Raw genomic sequence first — 17,901 nt, 5'->3', positions numbered from 1 at the left:
GGCCGCCGGGCGACGCCACCCTCGGAGGTGACCCGCCCGTGCCCACCCCCCGACGGCCACCCGCGTTGCGCAGGACGCTGCTCGGCGTCACCGGCCTGGCCGCCTTCCTCGTCGGTTGGCAGGCGATCCCGACGCTGGGCCTGATCGACCCGCAGTACCTGCCGTACGTGACCGACGTGCTGGCCCGGCTCGCCGAACAGCTCGTCGACCTGGCGTTCTGGCGGCGGCTCGGCAGCACCATGACCTCCTGGGCGATCGGGCTGACCGTGGCGACCCTCGCCGCCGTCGCCCTCGGCACCCTCGTCGGCCTGGTGCCGTTCCTACGCCGGAGCACCCACACGATGGTCGAGTTCCTGCGCCCGATCCCGTCGGTCGCGCTCATCCCGCTCGCCGTGCTGATGTTCGGCATCCAGCGGCAGGCCGCCCTGGTCATCATCGTCTACGCGTCGTTCTGGCAGGTGTTCGTGCAGGTGATCTACGGGGTCGCCGACGTCGACGCGGTCGCCCGGGACACCGCGCGCAGCTTCGGCCTGCGCCGCCGCGAGCAGTGGACGCACCTCGTCCTGCCGACCACCCTGCCGTACCTGATGACGGGTCTGCGGCTGGCGGCGGCGGTGGCGCTCATCCTGGCCATCACCGCCGAGATGGTGATCGGCAACCCCGGCCTCGGCCGCATGATCGAGCTGTCCCGCTCCGGCGGCGACGCGGTCGGCCTGTACGCCCTCGTCGTGGTCACCGGCCTGCTCGGGCTGGCGGTGAACCTCGTCTTCCGGTTCGTCGAACGGCGGACGCTGTCCTGGCACGAGTCCGTCCGTGGGGAGCGGGCGCTGTGACCGCGTACCCGGGCCGGATCGTCGCCGCGCCACGCCGCCGGGCCGGCACCCGGGCCGTGGCGGGCCTGCTGCACGCGCTCGGGCTGCCGATGCTGCTGCTGGTGCTCTGGGGCCTGGTGGCGACCAGGGCGACGAACCGGTTCTTCCCCGACCCGGTGACGATCGCCGACGCCTTCGTCGACACCTGGATCGGGCCCGCGTTCGCCCAGGACGTGCTGCCCAGCCTCTACCGCCTCGGTCTCGGGGTCGCCGCGTCGATCGTGCTCGGCGTCGCCGCCGGCACCGTCATCGGCCTGACCCCGTGGTTGCGCGAACTGCTCGAACCGCTGCTGGAGTTCCTCCGGGCCGTCCCGCCACCGGTGCTGATCCCGGTGGCGATGCTCCTGCTCGGCATCACCGACACCATGAAGGTCGTGGTGATCGTCTCCGGCGCGGTCTGGCCGATCCTGCTCAACACCGTCGAGGGGGTACGGGGCATCGACAGCGTGCTGACGCAGACCGCACGGTCGTTCCGGGTCACCCGGTGGGAGCGGCTGTGGTTCCTGGTGCTCCCCGCCGCCAGCCCCCGGATCATGGCCGGGGCCCGGCAGGCCCTCTCGGTCGCGCTCATCCTGATGGTGATCTCCGAGATGTTCGCCTCGTCGGCCGGGCTGGGTTACCGGATCGCCTACTTCCAACGCAACTACCTCGTCGCCGAGATGTGGAGCGGCATCCTGCTGCTCGGCGGGGTCGGCGTGCTGCTCGCCGTCGTCTTCGGGGTCGTCGAGCGGCGCGTGCTGCGCTGGTACCACGGAATCAGGGAGGTCAACCGTGTCTGACCGGGGCACCCTGCTGCGGGTGACGCAGCTCAACAAGGTCTACCGGGCCCGTACCGGCGACGTCGAGGCGATCGGGGACCTCAGCTTCACGATGGACGCCGGCGAACTCGTCTGCATCGTCGGGCCGTCCGGGTGCGGCAAGACCACCCTGCTGAAGTGCCTCGCCGGGCTGCTGCGCCCGACCGGCGGCACCGTCGAGATGCACGGCGCGCCGGTCACCGGCCCCAGCCCCGCCATGGCCGTGGTGTTCCAGGAGTACGGCCGCAGCCTCTACCCGTGGCTGACCGTACGCGGCAACGTCGAGCTGCCGCTGCGGCACAAGCGGCTGTCCCGCGCGCAGCGGCACACCCTGGTCGCCGACGCGCTCGACGCGGTGGGCCTGGCGCACGCCGCCCGCAGCCACCCGTGGCAGCTCTCCGGCGGGATGCAGCAGCGGGTGGCGATCGCGCGGGCCGTCGCGTACCAGCCGGAGGTCCTGATCATGGACGAGCCGTTCGCGGCGGTGGACGCGCAGACCCGGGCCGACCTGGAGGACCTGGTGCGGGAGCTGCACGCCCGACGCGGGATCTCGGTGCTGTTCGTCACCCACGACATCGACGAGTCGGTCTACCTCGGGCAGCGGGTGCTGGTGCTCTCCCACGCGCCGACCCGGGTACGCGAGGACCTGGTGATCGACCTGCCCGCCGACCGCGACCAGATCACCACCCGCGCCCTGCCCCGGTTCACCGAACTGCGCACGCACGTCTACGGCGAGATCCAGCGGGCCAGACGCGGGCAGAATGTGGCCCCGCGACCCGCGCCGTGAGCGCGCCGGGCGTCAGAGGCGGCGGAGGGGATGACTGTGGCTAGGCGACAGCCCAAGCAGCTGGTGCTCGCCTTCTTCGGCGAACACGTCGTCGACGGCGACACCGGGCCGATCCGGGCCAGTGTCCTGATCACCGTGCTGGAGGGGGCGGGGGTCGCCGCGCCGGCGACCCGGGCCACCCTCGACCGGCTGGTGCGCAGCGGCGTCCTCGCCCGGGGGCGCAGTGGTCGGGAGACGCTGTTCTCGCTGACCGAGCACGGGGCGGCGGTGCTGCGGGAGGCGACGTACCGGGTGCGCGGGCCGCGGCCGTTCGACCCGCAGGGCAGCGGTTGGACCCTCGTCACCTTCTCGATCCCGGAGGAGCAGCGGACGCTGCGGCACCGGCTGCGCTCCACGCTCACCTGGGAGGGTTTCGCCCCGATCCGCGACGGGCTGTGGCTGGCCCCCGGCGAGGTCGACCTCGCCGGGTCGTTGGAGCCGCTGCGCCGGGATCTCGCCCCGCACCCCGTGGTCGCCTTCCACGCCCGCGAACTCGCCGGCTTCCCGATCGGCGACAGCGTCCGCGCCGCCTGGGACATCGAGGCGATCCGGCGCGAGCACCTGGCGTTCATCGACAGGTGGGCCGACCCGGCCGCGACCACGGCGACGGCGGGCGCGCTGACCCTGCGCACGATGCTGGTGGCGGACTGGCTGGCGCTGCTGCGGGCCGACCCGAGACTGCCTGCCGAGTTCATGGACGCGCAGTGGCCGGCCGCCCGGTCGGCGCAGACCTACCGCCTGGCGCACCGGGCGCTGGCCGAGGCGTCCGCGGCGGAGTTCGCCGCCCTGGTCACCCACCGGCCCACGGTCAGCCGGCGAACCGCGCCCGCAGCTCGGCCTTCCTGACCTTCCCCGACGCGGTGCGCGGCAGCTCGTCCACGACGACCACGTTCTTCGGCAGCTTGTAGCGGGCGACCCGGCCGTCGAGGTGGGCCCGGACGGTGCCGGTGTCCACCGAGGCCCCCGCCCGGACGGTCAGCACCGCCCACGGCACCTCCCCCCAGCGGTCGTCAGGCACCCCGATCACGGCCGCCGACACCACCCCGTCGATCTCGCCGAGCAGCAGTTCGAGTTCGGCCGGGTAGATGTTCTCGCCACCCGAGATGATCATGTCCTTGAGCCGACCGGAGACGTAGAGGTAGCCGTCGTCGTCCAGGCGGCCCAGGTCGCCGGAGCGGAACCAGCCGTCGGCGGTGAACGCCTCGGCCGTCGCCTCCGGCAGGCCGTGGTAGCCGGGGAAGACGTTGGGCCCGGCCACCTCGATCTGACCCACCGCTCCGGGGGGCAGCACCGCACCTGTCGGGTCGGTGACCCGGACGTCGGTGAAGAAGTGCGGCAGGCCGACGCTGCCCTGCTTGGCCCGGGTCATCGCCGGCGGCAGCGCGGTCGCGCCCGGCGACGCCTCGGTCATCCCGTACCCCTGGGAGAACGACAGGCCGCGCGCCTCGTACGCGTCGAGGATGCGGGTCGGCACGGCGGACCCGCCGCAGGTGAGCTTCGTCAGCGTGGACAGGTCGGTCGAGGCCCAGTCGGGGTGGTCGGCCAGCAGTTGGTAGGTGGTCGGCACGCCGCTGAGCATGGTCACCCGGTGCCTGGCGATCTGCGCGAGCGCCCGGCCCGGCTCGAAACCGCGCTCGATGACCATCGTGGCCCCCTTGAGGATGACGGGCAGCGCGCCCATCCCCAGCGAGGCGACGTGGAACAGCGGCGAGATCATCAGCGCCACGTCGGTGGAGACCACGTCGTAGTCGACCACGCAGTTGAGCGCCACCCAGGTCAGGTTGCCGTGGGTGAGCACCGCGCCCTTGGCCCGGCCGGTGGTGCCCGAGGTGTAGACGATCGCCGCCGGGTCGGCGGGGCCGGGGTCGGCGTGCCCGGCCCGTGCCGGGTCGGCGTCGCGGGTCAGCGTCGCCAGGCCCGGCCGGTCCGGGGTGCCCTCGCCGGTGACCAGCACCCGTGGGGGCCGGGTGGTCGGCAGCGCGGCGGCCACCGGCACCGCGAAGTCCGGGTCGTGGATCAGCACCCGGGCCGCGCAGTCGGTCAGCACGTGGCCGATCTCGGGAGGTGCGAGCCGGGTGTTGACCGGCACGAACACGGCACCGAGCCGCACCGTCCCGAACATCACCTGGAGGAACTCGGGGCTGTTCTCGCCGAGGTAGGCGACGGTGTCGCCGGTGCCGACGCCGTACTCCCGCAGCACCGCCGCGGCCCGGTCCACGGCGTCGGCGAACTGCGCGTAGGTGACGGTCGCGCCCGCGCCGTGCACGAGGGCGACCCGGTCCGGGGACCTGAGCCGACGCCGGGCCACCCAGGCGCCGATTCCGTGCTGGTGCATCAGCAGTCTCCTGGTGGTGGAGGTGGGATGATCAGCTGGCCGGACGCGGGGCCTCAGGCGTGGAAGCGGTACAACCCCCGGGCGACCACCGCCGGCTTGGTGCCGCCCTCGATCTCGATGGTCTGGTCGACGGTGAGCTGGTAGCCGTCCCGCACCTCGGTCACCTCGACGACGGTGGCCCGCATCCGCACCCGCGCGCCGACCACGACCGGTGCGGGGAAGCGCACCCGGTCCAGGCCGTAGTTCACCTTGGTGGACACGCCCTTGACCTCCAGCAGCTCGGTCCAGAACGGCACCGCCAGCGACAGGGTGAGGAAGCCGTGGGCGATCGGCGCGCCGAACGGGCCGGCCGCCGCCCGCTGCGGGTCCACGTGGATCCACTGGTGGTCGTCGGTGGCGTCGGCGAACAGGTTCACCTGGTCCTGGGTGACCGTCCGGTAGCCGGTGTGCCCGAGGTCGGTGCCGGCGAGGTCGGCGAGCTGGTCGTAGGTGATGGTCGTCGTCATGGCGACTCCTCTCGTCGGTGCGGGGCGAGACCCAGCAGCCGGGCCGCGTTGTCCTTGAGGATGCCCGGGAGCACCTCCGGCCTCAGGTCGGTGGCCGCCACGTCACGCAACCACCGGTCGGGGGTCAGCAGCGGATAGTCGGTGCCGAACAGCACCCGGTGCCTCAGCACCGAGTTGGCGTGGCGCACCAGCGCGGCCGGGAAGTACTTCGGGCTCCAGCCGGACAGGTCGATCCAGGTGTTGGGCTTGTGGGTGGCCACCGACAGCGCCTCGTCCTGCCAGGGCACCGACGGGTGGGCCATGACGATCTGCAGGTCGGGGAAGTCGGCGGCGACCGGGTCGAGCAGCATCGGGTTGGACAGCCCGAGCCGCAGGCCGTAGCCGCCGGGCAGGCCCGCGCCGATGCCGGTCTGTCCGGTGTGGAAGATCGCCGGGAGGCCGGCGCGTTCGATCAGGGCCCACAGCGGGGCGTACGCCTCGTGGCCGGGGTCGAAGCCCTGCACCGTGGGGTGGAACTTGAACCCGCGTACCCCCTCCTGCTCGATCAGCCGGGTGGCGAGGTCGACGGCCGCCGGGCCGGTGCGCGGGTCGACCGACCCGAAGGGGATGAGCACGTCGGCGTGCTCGGCGGCGGCGCGGGCGATCTCGGCGCTGGACAGCGGCGGGTGCCGCAGTTGGGTGCCCGCGTCGACGGTGAAGACGACGGCCGCCATCTGCCGCTCGCGGTAGTACCGGGCCACCGCGTCGACGGCGGGTCGGGGCCCGTCGGTGCGGAAGTACTTCGACACGGCGGCCACCAGCGGTTCGGGCAGCGAGGCGTGGCCGTGGTCGTCGACCTCGATGTGCACGTGCATGTCGATCGCGGTGACGGCGTCGAGGTCGATTGCGGACTGGTACACGGGCGGCGGCCTCCGTCGGGCGGGTCCGGGCCGGCGGGGCGGGCGGACGGTCTCGTCGGTCAGGTGACGGTCGACCGGGTCAGGGGGTCGCCGGCTGGAACTGGGCGGGCAGTTCGGGGAAGCGTTCGCCGACGCTCTGCGCGGCCCCGTCGAACGTCGTCGGCCAGGCCTCCACCAGCGCGTCGTAGGTCCAGCCGCCCTCGCGGTAGGCGGTCAGCGCCGCCTCCGGGTGGGTCCAGATCTGCAGGCGGTCGCCGCCGACCCCGATCACCTGCCCGGTGATCTTGGCCGCCGCGTCGGAGGCGAGGAAGGCGACCAGCCCGGCCACGTCGTCGACGGTGCCGAAGCCGAGGTCGTGCCGGAAGAACGCGGGCATCGGCTCACCGTCGGCCTCGGCGCGGACGGCGGCGGCGAAGTAGGGGACGGTGGCGGTCATCGCGGTCGCGGCGACCGGGACGACGGTGTTGGCGGTGATGCCGGCCCGCTTCAGCTCCAGCGCCCAGGTGCGCACCATGCCGACGATGCCCGCCTTGGCCGCCGCGTAGTTGGTCTGGCCGAAGGTGCCCCGCTGGCCGGTGGGCGAGCCGATGCAGATGATCCGGCCGCCCTCGCCGGCCTGCCGCATGTGCCGCACCGCCGCGCGCACGGTGGTGAAGGTGCCGCGCAGGTGCACGGTGACGACGGTGTCGAAGTCGTCGTCGCTCATCTTCCACAGCACGGTGTCGCGCAGGACCCCGGCGTTGGTGACCAGGGCGTCGAGCCGGCCGAACGCGGCCAGGGCGGTGTCGACCAGTTCCTGGGCCGTCTCGGTCGGGCCCACCGGCGCGGTCACCCCGACGGCCCGCCCTCCGGACGCCTCGATCGTGGCCACCGCCTCGGCCGTGACGTCGGCGTCGACGTCGTTGACCACGACGTGGGCGCCCCGCCGCGCCAGCTCCCGGGCGTAGGCCAGGCCGAGGCCCCGCCCGGAGCCGGTGACGATGGCGACTCTGCCGTCCAGTGACATGGGCACTCCCTTCCGTCGATGCGATCTGAGCACGAACCATTGAGAATGTCAATTATTCAGGAAGCTTGCTACCATCGTCGCCATGCCCGCCGAACGGACCCGGTCGACCGGCAGCGACCGGCTGCGGGACAGCGCGCTCGCCGGTGACCTGAGCTTCCTGCTGGCCCGCGCCAACGCGCTCGCCCTCGCCGCGGCGAACGCCGCCCTGGCCACCTACGGCCTGAAGGCCCGCTCCTACTCGGTGCTCGCGCTGGCCGCCGACGACGCCCGCCCGACCCAGCGGGAGCTCGCCGAGTTCCTGCGGCTCGACCCGAGCCAGGTCGTCGCCCTCGTCGACGGGCTGGAACAGCGGCACCTCGTCGAGCGGCACGCCGACCCCGCCGACCGGCGGGCCAACGTCCTCGTCGCCACCGACGCCGGCCGGGACCTGTTCGCCCGCGCCCGCGACGCCGTCCGCGCCGTGGGGATCGACTCGATGTCCGTCGTGCCGGCGCAGGACCAGGCCCGGCTGGCCCGGCTGCTGCGGCTGCTGGCCTTCCCCGACTGATCCGCCTCACCCGGGCGTGCTGCCCAGGGCCCGGGACAGCACCCGGCCCGCCGCCTGGACCAGCGGGGCCAGCGCCACCGGGTCCGCCCGGTCGTGGGCGACCACCAGCGACAGCGCCGCCACCACCCCCTCCGGGGCCCGGATCGGCGCGGCCACCGACAGGGCGTCCATGGTGACCTGCCGGTCGCTGACCGCGTACCCGACCCGGCGCACCTCGGCCAGGCAGCGACGCAACCGCCCCGGATCGGTGACGGTCAACGCGGTGTAGCGTTCCAGCGGCGCGGCCAGCACCCGTTCCTGCACCTCGGCCGGTGCGTGGGCGAGCAGCACCAGCCCGACCCCGGTGGCGTGCAGGGCGAACCGGCCGCCCACCCGGGTGCGCACCGGCACCGCCTGCCGGCCGGCGATCCGTTCGATGAAGACCAGTTCGAGCCCCTGCCGCACGGCGAGCTGCACGTTCTCGTGTGTCACCTCGTACAGGTCCTCCATCACCGGCAAAGCCACCTCGCGCAGCCCCAGGCCCCGGGGCGCGAGCGAACCCACCTCCCACAGCCGCAGGCCGATCCGGTACCGCCCGTCCCCGCCGCGCTCCAACGCACCCCAGGCCAGCAGTTCCGCCACCCGGCGGTGCACGGTGGACAGCGGCAGCCCGGCCCGGCGGGCCAGCTCACTGAGCGTCAGGGCCGGGCTGGCCGGGCTGAACGCGTCGAGCAGCGCCAGCACCCGGCTGGTCACCGTCCGACCCGGCTGCCCGCGCATCCCACCATCCTCCCCGCCCGCGCCGGCTGGTCACAGCTCCAGGACGAGCCGTGGGGTACGGGCCCGCGAGACACAGATCAGCATGGTGTCCCCGGCGGCGCGGTCCTGGTCGGACAGCAGGCTGTCGCGGTGCTCCGGCACCCCGGCCAGCACCGGGGTCTCGCAGGTACCGCAGGTGCCCTCCCGGCAGGACGACAGGACCGGCACCCCGGCCTCCTCCACCGCCCGCAGGATCGGCACCCCCGGCGGCACGGTCACCGTCCGCCCGGACAGCGCCAGTTCCACCTCGATCGCCGTGTCCGGCCCGGCGGTGTCGTCCCGGGGGGCGAACCGCTCGACGTGCAGCCCGCCGGGCGGCCAGTCCCGGCAGTGTTCCTCCACCGCCCGCACCAGCGACTCCGGGCCGCAGCAGTAGACGGGGCCGTCGCCGGGGCCGGCCAGCAGCCCGGCCAGGTCGAGCAGCCCGGTCTCGTCCTGCGGGTACAGGCCGACCCGGTCGCCGTACCGGTCACGCAGCGCGGTGGCGTACGCCATCGCGGCGCGGGTGCGTCCGCCGTACGCCAGGTGCCAGTCCGCGCCTGCGGCGTCGGCGGCGGCGACCATCGCCACGATCGGGGTGATCCCGATGCCACCGGCGACGAAGCGGTACCGGCGGGCCGCGACCAGCGGAAACGTGTTGCGCGGGCCGTGCACCCGGACGGTGCCGCCGACGGTGAGCCGCTCGTGCGCCGCCCGGGAGCCGCCGCGTCCCGCCGCCTCCCGCTGCACCGCGATCCGCAGGACGGACCGGTCGGCGGGGTCACCGCACAGGGAGTACTGCCGCAGCAGTCCCGGGCCCAGTTCCAGGTCGACGTGCGCGCCCGGTTCCCAGCCGGGCAGGGCCGCGCCGTCGGCGCGGGCCAGGCCGAACTCGACGACCCCGGCGGCCACCTGCCGGCGGGCGACCACGACGAGGTCCGTTCCGGTCACGCCGGCACCGCCTGCCGGCCGGTCGGGTCGGCCGCCGGCACGCTCGGGACGTGGTGGCCGCGCGGATGGTCGAGCAGCCACTGCCACAACGCGACAGGCTCCTCGGCGAGCCGCTGCGCGCCGCAGTGGCAGATGCCGCGCAGGGTGTCGGTGCCCGGCACCCAGTGGACCCGGTAGACCCGGCCCCCGTCGACCGCGGGGGTCACCGGGGCGCTCCCACCGTCCCCGACCCGACGAGCCGGGCCAGCAGCCGCCGGGCGGCCAGCCCACCGGTGTCGATGTTGATGCTCAGCTCCTGGTACCGCTCCGGTTCCGCGGCGATCACCCGCTCCAGGACGTTCAGCGCCGCCACGTCCTGCATCACCACCGTGTGGTTGCTCTGGTGCAGGTACGCGCTGACCGACTCGTCGTCGACCGCGAAGTCCCGGGCCACCGCCCAGAAGTCGTACGTGCTGTGCGCGGTCGACGGGGTGATGGCGTAGACGATCTCGGCGTGGAAGGCGGCGCTGTCCTCGCCCTCGGCGGGTGGATGGACACCCTGCGGGGCGATCCGGCTGTGCAGCAGGTAGAGGCAGGGCGGGTGGTACTCGATGTCCTGCCAGCGGGTGATCCGACCCTGGATGCCTGTCGAGCGGGCGTAGAACGGCGGGCACTCGGCGTCGTCCATGTGCCGGCTGACGTGCACCACGCCCCGGTCCTCGTCCACCTCGGTGGTGATCGGGGTGTCCGCCACCTCGGGGGTGCCGATGTAGCCGCCGTGCAGGTAGGTCTCGTGGGACAGGTCCATCAGGTTGTCCACCAGCAGGCCGTAGCGGGCGTCCAGCGGGGCCATGCCACGGACCACCGCGTACCGGGGGTCGACCAGCCACGGCGCGCGGGGGATCGTCGCCGGGTCGGCCCGGTCCCGGTCGCCGATCCACACCCAGACGAAGGAGTCCTGCTCCACCACCGGGTACGCCGCGACCCGCGCGGTACGCGGAATCCGCTGCTGCCCGGGGACGAAGACGCAGGTGCCGGTGGGGTCGTAGGTGAAGCCGTGGTAGCCGCAGACGACGGTGTCGCCGTCGAGGCGGCTCTGCGACAGCGGATAACGCCGGTGCACGCACCGGTCGGCGAGCGCCACCGCCTCCCCCGCGCCGGTGCGGTACAGCACCAGCGGCTCACCGAGCACGGTGCGGGCGAGCAGGTCCCGGCCGACCTCGACGCCGTGGGCCGCCACGTACCACTGGTCCCGGGCGAACTCCATCCGCACGACCTCCTCGCGGGCTGACCATCGACGGAGACGAATCATCGCGTCCGGGGCCGGCGCCCGGGACCACGCCTTCCGTTGAGTGGAAGACGGGGTGACGGCACCGCGGGCCGCCGAACGCGCCGGACGCCGCCCGAGCGGGTCACCACGGCTGCGGCCCGTGCGGCACGATGGTCGGGTGGACACGCAGGGCTACTCCTTCGACAACGCCAGCGAGCAGGCCACCGCCCACCACGACGCGCTGGCGGACCTGTTGGACGAACCGACCCGGGCCGCCCTCACCGAACTCGGCGAGCTGACCGGCCGGCGCTGCCTGGAGGTGGCCGCCGGGGCCGGCAGCATCGCGCTGTGGCTGGCCGACCGGGCCGCCGAGGTGGTCGCCACGGACATCGCCCCGCAGCACATCCCGGCCCGGCCCGGCCTCGTCGTGCGCCGCGAGGACATCGTCACCGACCAACCACCTGGCACCTTCGACCTGGTGCACGCCCGGCTGGTCCTGTGCCACCTGCCCCGCCGGGAGGAGGCGCTGCGGCGGATGGTCGCCGCGCTACGGCCCGGCGGCGCGCTGCTCATCGGCGAGTTCGCCCACCCGCCCGCCGACTTCGTCGCCGACGCGCCCGACGCGGCAACCGCCGACCTGCTGATCCGTTACCTCGCCGCCCACGTGGCGGCGCTGACCGCCCGCGGCCTCGACACGGGGTGGGCGCTGCGGGCCCCCGCCGCCTTCGCCGACGCGGGGCTGACCGACGTGCGGTCGGGCACCACGGCACACCGGTGGCGGGGCGGCGGCCCGGGCTGCCGGTTGCTGCGGGCCGGCATTCCGCAGCTACGGGCCGCCCTGCTGGCCCACGGGGCGACCGACGCCGACCTCACCGCGACGATGGCCGCCCTCGACGACCCCCGGCTGGTTCTCAACGGCTTCCCCTTCGTGCAGGTCAGCGGGCGTGCCCCACACCGCCCGGCCTGACCTCGCCGGTCCGCCGCCGCCGACCCGACCCGGCCCGGTCAGGCCCGGACCCGGCGGGCCGAGCGGGGTGCGGGGCTGGTGGGCCGGCCCACCCGGGTGACGTGCAGCAGGCGCTGCGGCGCGACGTCGAGCAGCGCACCGAGCGCCGCCCGGGTGGCGGGGACGTCGATGAGCTGGCTCAGCGGGTGGGCGGCCAGGCCCGCCGTGTGCAGGGTCAGCCAGGCCCGCTGCAGCACCCGTCCGAACTCGACCTGGCCGGGCGGGTCGAGGTGGTCGGGGGCGAGCAGGACCAGCACGGTGCCGCCCTGGGCGAGGGGGTCGCCAGCGGCGGCGGCGAGCAGTCGCGGCAGGCCCAGCGGGCGCAGCACCGGGTACCCGGCCAGCGCCGCGCGCAGGCCGACGGCAGCGGGGCGCGACAGGGCGAGGCACCTGTCGGTCAGCCCGTCGGCGTGGTAGCCCGGGTGCGCCGGGTCGAGCCGTAGCCAGTGCCGGAGTTCCGCGACGATCGCCGGGTCGGCGTACTGCCGGCGGTCGGCGGTGCGCAGCAGGGTGCCGAGCCGGCCGGCGTCCGGCACGGCCCGTACCCTGCCGCCGGCCGGGCGGGCGACCGCGTCCAGCGCGGTGCGGGTGTCGGCGTCCACCGTCCCGGCGAGGATGCCCCGGTGGGTCCGGCGTTCCCACACGTCGGTGGTGCGGAACGGCGTCGGGTAGCGGTCCGGGGCGGGCCGCAGCGACCCCACCCACCGGTGCTGTTCGTCGTGGTCGGCGACGTACTCCAGCCGCAGGCCGGCGTCGGCCGCGACGATCAGGCACGTTTCGACGAACGCGCCGAGGGACAGCCGCAGGTCCCGGCCGGTGGGGTCACCGACGGGCAGGGTGTGGGCGGGGTCCCAGCCGATCCGGATCGCGTCGGGCTCGTAGCGCAGCCGCCACGGTTGGGTGTTGTGCGCGCTCGGGGCCCGCCAGCACCACGGTTCGAGGGCACGGAACGCGTCGTGGTCCACTAGCGCTCCTTCGCGTAGAAGGTGTACCCGTGCAGCGGGCGACCGCCGAGGTGGCGGTACTGGGCGGCCGAGGCGACGTTGTGCCGCTCGACGTAGGTGCTGCGCAGTGTGGTGTAGCCGCCGGCGTACAGGTTGCGGTGCAGGTGGGTGGAGAGCAGCCGCTGGTAGCCGCGCCCCTGGTACTGCGGGAGCACCCCCTTGACGATCAGCACGGCCTCCCGGCGGTAGCGGCGGCGGGCGGCGAGCAACCGGGCCTGGTTGAGCAGGTGCAGGTCGCCCCGGACGGCGATCAGGAACTCGCTGATGTCGGGTACGCAGAGCACGAACGCGACCGGCTCACCGTCGCGGGTCAGGTAGAGCAGCAGCGACTCGTCCAGCAGGTACGCCAGCCCGTCGGTCTGCCGCCGTAGCTGCGCGGCGGAGATCGGCGTGTAGTAGCCGAGTTGGGCGAAGGAGGCGTTGAGCATTCCGCGCAGCAGGTCGAGCTGGTCGTCGAGGTGGCGTACGTCGCCCCGGTGCAGCGCGATCCGGGCGCCGTCCGGGTCGACGTGCACCGGCGGGAGGGGCTCCGGTGGGGCGGGCACGGGGCAGATCCAGGTGTCGGCCTCGAACCGGCGGACGAACCCGTACGCCTCGTAGGCGGTCGGGTACCACGGCGGGTTCCAGGCGCTGTCGACGAAGCCCCGCTCGGCGTGCCCTGAGGTGATCACGCCACCGGCCTGGTTGGGCAGCAGCGCCACCGGGCCGAACAGCAGGTCCCGGTCGGTGCCGGCGTGCGCGGTGATCGCGTCGAACAGCGGCTGCGCCGCCGGCTCGGTGAACTCGGTGAGCCCGAAGAGCTGGCACCGGCGGCCGAGCTTCGCGTCGAGGTCCGCGTCGGTGTGCAGGGTGGTCCGGCCGACGACCGTGCCGGCGGCGTCGCGCAGCAGGTACAGCGGCACGCCGTCGCGCCACCAGCGGCGGATCTGCTGGCGGGGGGTGGGCACGTGGCGGGGTTCGCCGGCGTAGAGCCGGTCGCCGAAGGCGAGGAACTGCCGCAGGCCGCGCCGGTCGGTGACCCGGGTGAACCGGTGCCGGGCGGGGCTCACCGGCGGACCGCCGGCCCGGTCGTCTCCGCACCCAGCGGGGTGAAGGTGTCGATGTGCCCCATCTCCGGACCCTCGGCCCGCCAGGTGCCGTTGGAGTAGCCGTCGGGGCTGGCGGTGTAGAGCCGGATGAAGCCGGCGGTGGCGTTGCGGGTGCCGTCGGTCAGCCAGACCATCAGCCGGCGGTGGTGCCGGGTGCGGGCGAAGCGCAGCATCGCGTCGCGGTCGGTGAAGAACGCGATGGTGCCCAGGGTCAGCGGGAACTGCCAGTAGACGGTGTGCCAGCAGTAGCCGTTCATCCGACGCATGTCGCGCAGCATCCGGAACCAGGACGGGGCGAGCCGCAGCAGCACCAGCGGGTTGGTGTAGCGGGTGCCGCCGATGAACATGGCGCCGGCGCGGGCCTGCGCGGGGGCACGGGAGAAGTCACGGGTACGCATGGTCACCTCACCAGGTAGCTGTTCTTGATCTTCTGTTGCCCGGCGAACGGGCCGGTGCCGGCGTCGTGCAGTTCGACCCGCAGGTCACCGGCGGTGGCGTCCTCCACCAGGGACTGCGCGAAGTCGCGGGAGACCGACGTCAGGTGGCGGCGGACGCCGAGGCGGCACGCGTCGGCGAGCGCGGCGCGTTGCGGGGCGGCCAGCGGGCGGCGCAGTTCGAGGTGGATCACCGGCCGGCTCTCCAGCGTCGCGTCCTCGACCAGGGCCAGGCAGAACCGGCTGATCTCGGCGGCGTACGGGTTGCCGACGTAGAGGCCGTACTCGACGTCCTGCGGGTAGAGGTTCGCACCGAGGTAGGAGATGGTGGAGTCACTGCGGCCGAAGAGCAGCAGCAGTGGCAGCGTCATCCGCTCGGCGGCGAGCGCGGGGCGCAGTTCGGCCCGGCGTACCGGGTCGGCGCAGACCAGCTCGACGGCCCGCTGGTACGACACGAGCAGCGCCTCGTCCCCGACGTTGTACCGCAGCCGGGGCTGGAGCACGTCCCCGGTGACCGTGCAGAGCAGTTCCCGTCGCTCGTTGGTCTCCAGGTAGGTGGCGAACGGGTTGTACTGGAACACCATCGGCAGCCGTTGCTCGCCCGCGCCGAGCAGGGCGTCGCGCAGCCCCCGGTCGGTCTGCAGGCGGCGGCGCAGCCACACCGTGAACCGGGTCTCCGCGCCGATGCCGATGCTCAGGTCCGACGCCCCGTACGCCGACCGGACGCGGGTGAAGCGTTGCTCCAGGTAGTCGCGCAGCGCCTCGGTCATCGCCTCCCCGCCGCAGCTGGCCGCGACGCGGTACCGCGACCAGGGGAAGCCCTCGGCGTCGAGCCGGTCGCGCAGGTGCTTGAGGAACGGCGGGTAGGCGGTCACCAGGTAGTCGAAGTCGGGGCCGAACTCCCGCAGGGTGTCGATGATCTTCCCGAGGTCGGGGCCGGTGTTCTTCACCACCGCGATCCGGGCCATCGCCGCGCCGGTGGTCGTCCCGGTCGCCCAGGCCCCCATCGAGTAGGCGTTGATGACGAACGGTCGACGCATCGGGAAGACCAGTCCGGTGTAGCCGGCGATGTCCCGGTGCACGGCGTGCAGTTCGCGTTCGCCGCGCGGCCAGTTGAACGGCTGCCCGGCCGAGCCGGCGGACTCGTCGACGACCACCCCCCGGGTGGGCAGCCGGCCGTGCCGGCACCGGGCGGTGGCATCGTGGGCCAGCACGTAGCTGCGCTTGTCGGTCTCGGGAAAGTCGGTGAGCCGGCGGCGCACGCCCGCCGGGCGGGCCTGCAGGAAGGCCCGGTAGGCGGGGACCTGCCGGGCGGCCCGCGCGCACACCGCGCGGGCGTGCGCGGCGGCCAGCGCGTCCAGTGCCGGATGGTGCCGCCGGGCCGTCCAGCGCCAGCCGGCGGGGTGCCGGGCGGCGAGCCGGCCCAGCGCGGCCACCGCGCGGCCGAGGGCCCCCAGGCCGACCTGCCGGCCGTGCGCCACCACGGCCGGCAACGGCGATTCGACGGTACGCAGGGCGACGGGTCGGTGCGGTAGCTCGGCCATGCCGACCACTCTGTCCGGGTCGGCGCGCCGGGTCCTGAGGCCGGATGCGGTGGGTACCTGAGTATCCCTACTCGGTCGGCCGCCCCGGGGTGGGCGTGCCGAGATGTTCCGGGCACGCCCACCCGGCCGGGGTCAGCCGGTGGGCCGGCCGAACCAGCGGGCCAGCTGGCCGTCCAGGTCGCTCTGGTCGTCGCCGAGCCAGGCGACGTGACCGTCGGGGCGCAGCAGGACCCCCGGGGTGTCCAGGGCCACCGTGGGGTCGGTGAGGTGGTCGACCCGGTCGGTCCAGCCGGCGACGCCGAGCCGGCCGGTGCGGTCCAGCAGCAGGCCCCGACCGTGGCGCAGCCGGTCGTAGAGGCGACCCTGACGCAGGTCGAGGTCACGCAGCCGCCGGCCGAGCAGGTCCGGTCCCGGGCCGAGGTCGTAGCGGACGCCGATCGCGGTGATCTTCTCGGTGAGGTGGCGGTTCACCGCGTCGAAGGCCACCAGTTCGGTGAGCAGCCGGCGTACGGCCTGCGCGCCCGGCCCGTCGGACAGCAGTTCCGTCTGGGCGCGGGTGTTGTCCAGCACGTCCGCGGCGACCGGACGGCGTTCGTCCTGGTAGGTGTCCAGCAGGGTGGCCGGCGCCCAGCCCCGGACCTGCCCGGCCAGCTTCCAGCCGAGGTTGACCGCGTCCTGCACGCCGAGGTTGAGGCCCTGCCCACCGATGGGCGGATGGATGTGCGCCGCGTCGCCGGCCAGCAGCACCCGCCCCACCCGGTAGGCGTCGGCGAGCCGGGTGGCGTCGCCGAAGCGGGACAGCCAGCGTGGGGAGTGCACCCCGAAGTCGGTGCCGGCGACGGCGCGTAACCGCTCCCGGACCTCGTCGATGGTGGGCGGTACGGCCCGGTCGGTGACCCCGGCGGCGGGGACGACGACGCGGCAGACACCGTCGCCGAAGGGGGTCAGGCTGAAGCGTCTGTCGACCTCCCCGAGCCCGGCCAGCGTGGCCGCGATCTCCTCGGGCGACATGCCGACCGCCAGCTCCCCCATCAGCGTCTCGGTCCGCGCGGGTTCGCCGGGGAAGGCGACGCCGAGCAGCTTGCGCACGGTGCTCCGGCCGCCGTCGCAGCCGACGAGGTGGCGGGCCCGCAGCCGGTGCCCGTCGGCCAGCGTGACGCCCACCCCCGCGTCGTCCTGGTCGAGGCCCACCACCGGCGTGCCGTGGCGGACCTGCGCCCCGAGGCCTGTCGCGTGCTCTTCGAGCAGCCGCACGACGACCGGCTGCGGGATGCCCAGCAGGTAGGGGTGGGCGGTGTCCAGGCCGGGGGGCGGGGGCGCGGCGATGGCCGCGAAGAAGCCGGCGGCGGGTCGCCGCCGGCCGTGCTCGTGCAGGCGGTCGAGCAGTCCGCGCATCGCCATCAGTTCGATGGTGCGCACGTGCAGGCCGACGATCCGCACCATCGAGGTGGGTTCGGTCTCCCGTTCCAGGACGAGGACCCGCACGTCGTGCAGGCGTAGTTCGGCGGCGAGCATCGCGCCGGTCGGACCACAGCCGACGATGATCACGTCGGCGTCGTGGGGTGGCCGGCCGGCAGGGGCCGGGACACCCGGTGCGGGCCCGACCGCTGCGGTGGACAAGGTGGGGGCGAGCGGCGACTGGTGCACGGGAAGCGCCTTCCGGGAGAGCCTGGTGGGTGGGGCGCTCCCGGGCGACGGTTACGTCGGTCGCCCGACCGCGACGGGCAGGGGGAGCACCCACGTGGGTACGGCGTTCATGGGTCTCACCTCCTCGGGTGGCGTCACGGGCAGCGGCAACCTATCCACCGGCCGGCGGCCTGTCCAGCGCTTTTTTCGGCCGCCCGGCCCCGAATTTCGAATGTTTCGGCGTCCGCCCGCCGACCGGCGACGGCAACCGGGTGTCATCCGTCCGGCCACTCCGGGTCCCGGCGCGTCCACCTGCGCGAATCCGACTCCCGCCAGCTCAGCCCACCCGGCGAGGTTTCCGGAACATTTCCGAAAGTTGTTGACAGTGCGGTAGACCGGTATCGATACTGACCCTTCGATGGGCATACACATGC

The 17,901-nt window shown here is 74.2% G+C and carries 19 protein-coding genes; 6 read left to right on the top strand and 13 right to left on the bottom strand.

The features are described 5' to 3' along the window. The first annotated feature begins 38 nt into the window (after positions 1 to 38). From ACN261_RS22130 to ACN261_RS22115, 4 genes are read left to right on the top strand one after another with little or no spacing between them, the layout of a single operon-like run. Positions 39 to 833: an ABC transporter permease gene (locus ACN261_RS22130; protein ID WP_425851921.1), complete on the top strand. Its 795-nt coding sequence runs from the start codon at positions 39 to 41 to the stop codon at positions 831 to 833. After that, the gene (locus ACN261_RS22125) at positions 830 to 1,651 is read left to right on the top strand and encodes an ABC transporter permease (protein WP_425851920.1); all 822 of its coding nucleotides are present in this window, start codon (positions 830 to 832) and stop codon (positions 1,649 to 1,651) included. The genes ACN261_RS22130 and ACN261_RS22125 overlap by 4 nt, the downstream gene beginning before the upstream one ends. Next, positions 1,644 to 2,456, top strand: coding sequence for an ABC transporter ATP-binding protein (locus ACN261_RS22120; protein WP_204926584.1), 813 nt, complete (start codon positions 1,644 to 1,646; stop codon positions 2,454 to 2,456). Before ACN261_RS22125 ends, ACN261_RS22120 begins: the two co-directional genes overlap by 8 nt. Before the next feature lie 30 nt (positions 2,457 to 2,486). Beyond that, positions 2,487 to 3,341 (top strand): PaaX family transcriptional regulator, encoded by an 855-nt coding sequence (locus ACN261_RS22115; RefSeq protein ID WP_357935270.1) that lies wholly within the window; start codon positions 2,487 to 2,489, stop codon positions 3,339 to 3,341. Here ACN261_RS22115 and ACN261_RS22110 read toward each other — a convergent pair. The 4 genes from ACN261_RS22110 to ACN261_RS22095 form a co-directional block, all read right to left on the bottom strand. Then, a complete protein-coding gene (locus ACN261_RS22110; protein ID WP_425851917.1) occupies positions 3,304 to 4,830 on the bottom strand; it encodes an acyl-CoA synthetase in 1,527 nt (508 codons plus the stop codon). The two genes, ACN261_RS22115 and ACN261_RS22110, sit on opposite strands and share 38 nt — an antisense overlap. A 53-nt stretch (positions 4,831 to 4,883) precedes the next feature. Continuing rightward, on the bottom strand, positions 4,884 to 5,336 hold the full coding sequence (locus tag ACN261_RS22105) for a MaoC family dehydratase (protein WP_421481579.1): 453 nt from the start codon (positions 5,334 to 5,336) through the stop codon (positions 4,884 to 4,886). Beyond that, positions 5,333 to 6,235, bottom strand: a complete 903-nt coding sequence (locus ACN261_RS22100; protein ID WP_421481578.1) for an amidohydrolase family protein — start codon at positions 6,233 to 6,235, stop codon at positions 5,333 to 5,335. Before ACN261_RS22100 ends, ACN261_RS22105 begins: the two co-directional genes overlap by 4 nt. A 79-nt stretch (positions 6,236 to 6,314) precedes the next feature. Further along, positions 6,315 to 7,241 carry an SDR family oxidoreductase gene (locus ACN261_RS22095; protein ID WP_425851914.1) on the bottom strand — a complete coding sequence of 309 codons (927 nt, stop codon included), beginning with the start codon at positions 7,239 to 7,241 and terminating at the stop codon, positions 6,315 to 6,317. Positions 7,242 to 7,323: 82 nt separating this feature from the next. On the opposite strand from ACN261_RS22095, the gene ACN261_RS22090 reads away from it, so the two are divergent. Beyond that, positions 7,324 to 7,788: a MarR family winged helix-turn-helix transcriptional regulator gene (locus ACN261_RS22090; RefSeq protein WP_421481576.1), complete on the top strand. Its 465-nt coding sequence runs from the start codon at positions 7,324 to 7,326 to the stop codon at positions 7,786 to 7,788. A 6-nt stretch (positions 7,789 to 7,794) separates the two neighbouring features. On the opposite strand, the gene ACN261_RS22085 is transcribed toward ACN261_RS22090, so the two are convergent. From ACN261_RS22085 to ACN261_RS22070, 4 genes are read right to left on the bottom strand one after another with little or no spacing between them, the layout of a single operon-like run. Next, the gene (locus ACN261_RS22085; RefSeq protein WP_421481575.1) at positions 7,795 to 8,547 is read right to left on the bottom strand and encodes an IclR family transcriptional regulator; all 753 of its coding nucleotides are present in this window, start codon (positions 8,545 to 8,547) and stop codon (positions 7,795 to 7,797) included. 30 nt (positions 8,548 to 8,577) lie between these two features. Then, positions 8,578 to 9,516: a PDR/VanB family oxidoreductase gene (locus ACN261_RS22080; RefSeq protein ID WP_363654593.1), complete on the bottom strand. Its 939-nt coding sequence runs from the start codon at positions 9,514 to 9,516 to the stop codon at positions 8,578 to 8,580. Further along, a complete protein-coding gene (locus ACN261_RS22075; RefSeq protein ID WP_204926591.1) occupies positions 9,513 to 9,722 on the bottom strand; it encodes a hypothetical protein in 210 nt (69 codons plus the stop codon). Before ACN261_RS22075 ends, ACN261_RS22080 begins: the two co-directional genes overlap by 4 nt. Further along, positions 9,719 to 10,762 carry a Rieske 2Fe-2S domain-containing protein gene (locus ACN261_RS22070; protein WP_425851911.1) on the bottom strand — a complete coding sequence of 348 codons (1,044 nt, stop codon included), beginning with the start codon at positions 10,760 to 10,762 and terminating at the stop codon, positions 9,719 to 9,721. The genes ACN261_RS22075 and ACN261_RS22070 overlap by 4 nt, the downstream gene beginning before the upstream one ends. A gap of 181 nt (positions 10,763 to 10,943) precedes the next feature. Here ACN261_RS22070 and ACN261_RS22065 point away from each other — a divergent pair, with 181 nt between their 5' ends. Continuing rightward, positions 10,944 to 11,732, top strand: a complete 789-nt coding sequence (locus ACN261_RS22065) for a class I SAM-dependent methyltransferase (protein ID WP_425851909.1) — start codon at positions 10,944 to 10,946, stop codon at positions 11,730 to 11,732. A 38-nt stretch (positions 11,733 to 11,770) separates the two neighbouring features. On the opposite strand, the gene ACN261_RS22060 is transcribed toward ACN261_RS22065, so the two are convergent. From ACN261_RS22060 to ACN261_RS22040, 5 genes are all read right to left on the bottom strand, one after another. After that, positions 11,771 to 12,736 (bottom strand): nitroreductase, encoded by a 966-nt coding sequence (locus tag ACN261_RS22060; protein ID WP_421481570.1) that lies wholly within the window; start codon positions 12,734 to 12,736, stop codon positions 11,771 to 11,773. Further along, entirely contained in the window at positions 12,736 to 13,824 is a 1,089-nt protein-coding gene (locus ACN261_RS22055; protein WP_425851907.1) for a hypothetical protein, read from the bottom strand. The genes ACN261_RS22060 and ACN261_RS22055 overlap by 1 nt, the downstream gene beginning before the upstream one ends. After that, positions 13,821 to 14,261: a DUF4188 domain-containing protein gene (locus ACN261_RS22050; protein WP_088642613.1), complete on the bottom strand. Its 441-nt coding sequence runs from the start codon at positions 14,259 to 14,261 to the stop codon at positions 13,821 to 13,823. Before ACN261_RS22050 ends, ACN261_RS22055 begins: the two co-directional genes overlap by 4 nt. A gap of 2 nt (positions 14,262 to 14,263) precedes the next feature. Continuing rightward, the gene (locus tag ACN261_RS22045) at positions 14,264 to 15,841 is read right to left on the bottom strand and encodes a phenylacetate--CoA ligase family protein (protein ID WP_421481568.1); all 1,578 of its coding nucleotides are present in this window, start codon (positions 15,839 to 15,841) and stop codon (positions 14,264 to 14,266) included. Between the two features lie 132 nt (positions 15,842 to 15,973). Beyond that, positions 15,974 to 17,356 (bottom strand): FAD-dependent monooxygenase, encoded by a 1,383-nt coding sequence (locus tag ACN261_RS22040; protein ID WP_421486792.1) that lies wholly within the window; start codon positions 17,354 to 17,356, stop codon positions 15,974 to 15,976. Between the last annotated feature and the right edge of the window lie 545 nt (positions 17,357 to 17,901).

The organism is Micromonospora sp. WMMD723, from assembly GCF_049863385.1.
In the GTDB taxonomy this organism is placed as follows: Bacteria; Actinomycetota; Actinomycetes; order Mycobacteriales; family Micromonosporaceae; genus Micromonospora; species Micromonospora wenchangensis.
The sequence above is the reverse complement of the archived record's forward strand: the minus strand, read 5'-3'. Positions and strand labels throughout refer to the sequence as shown.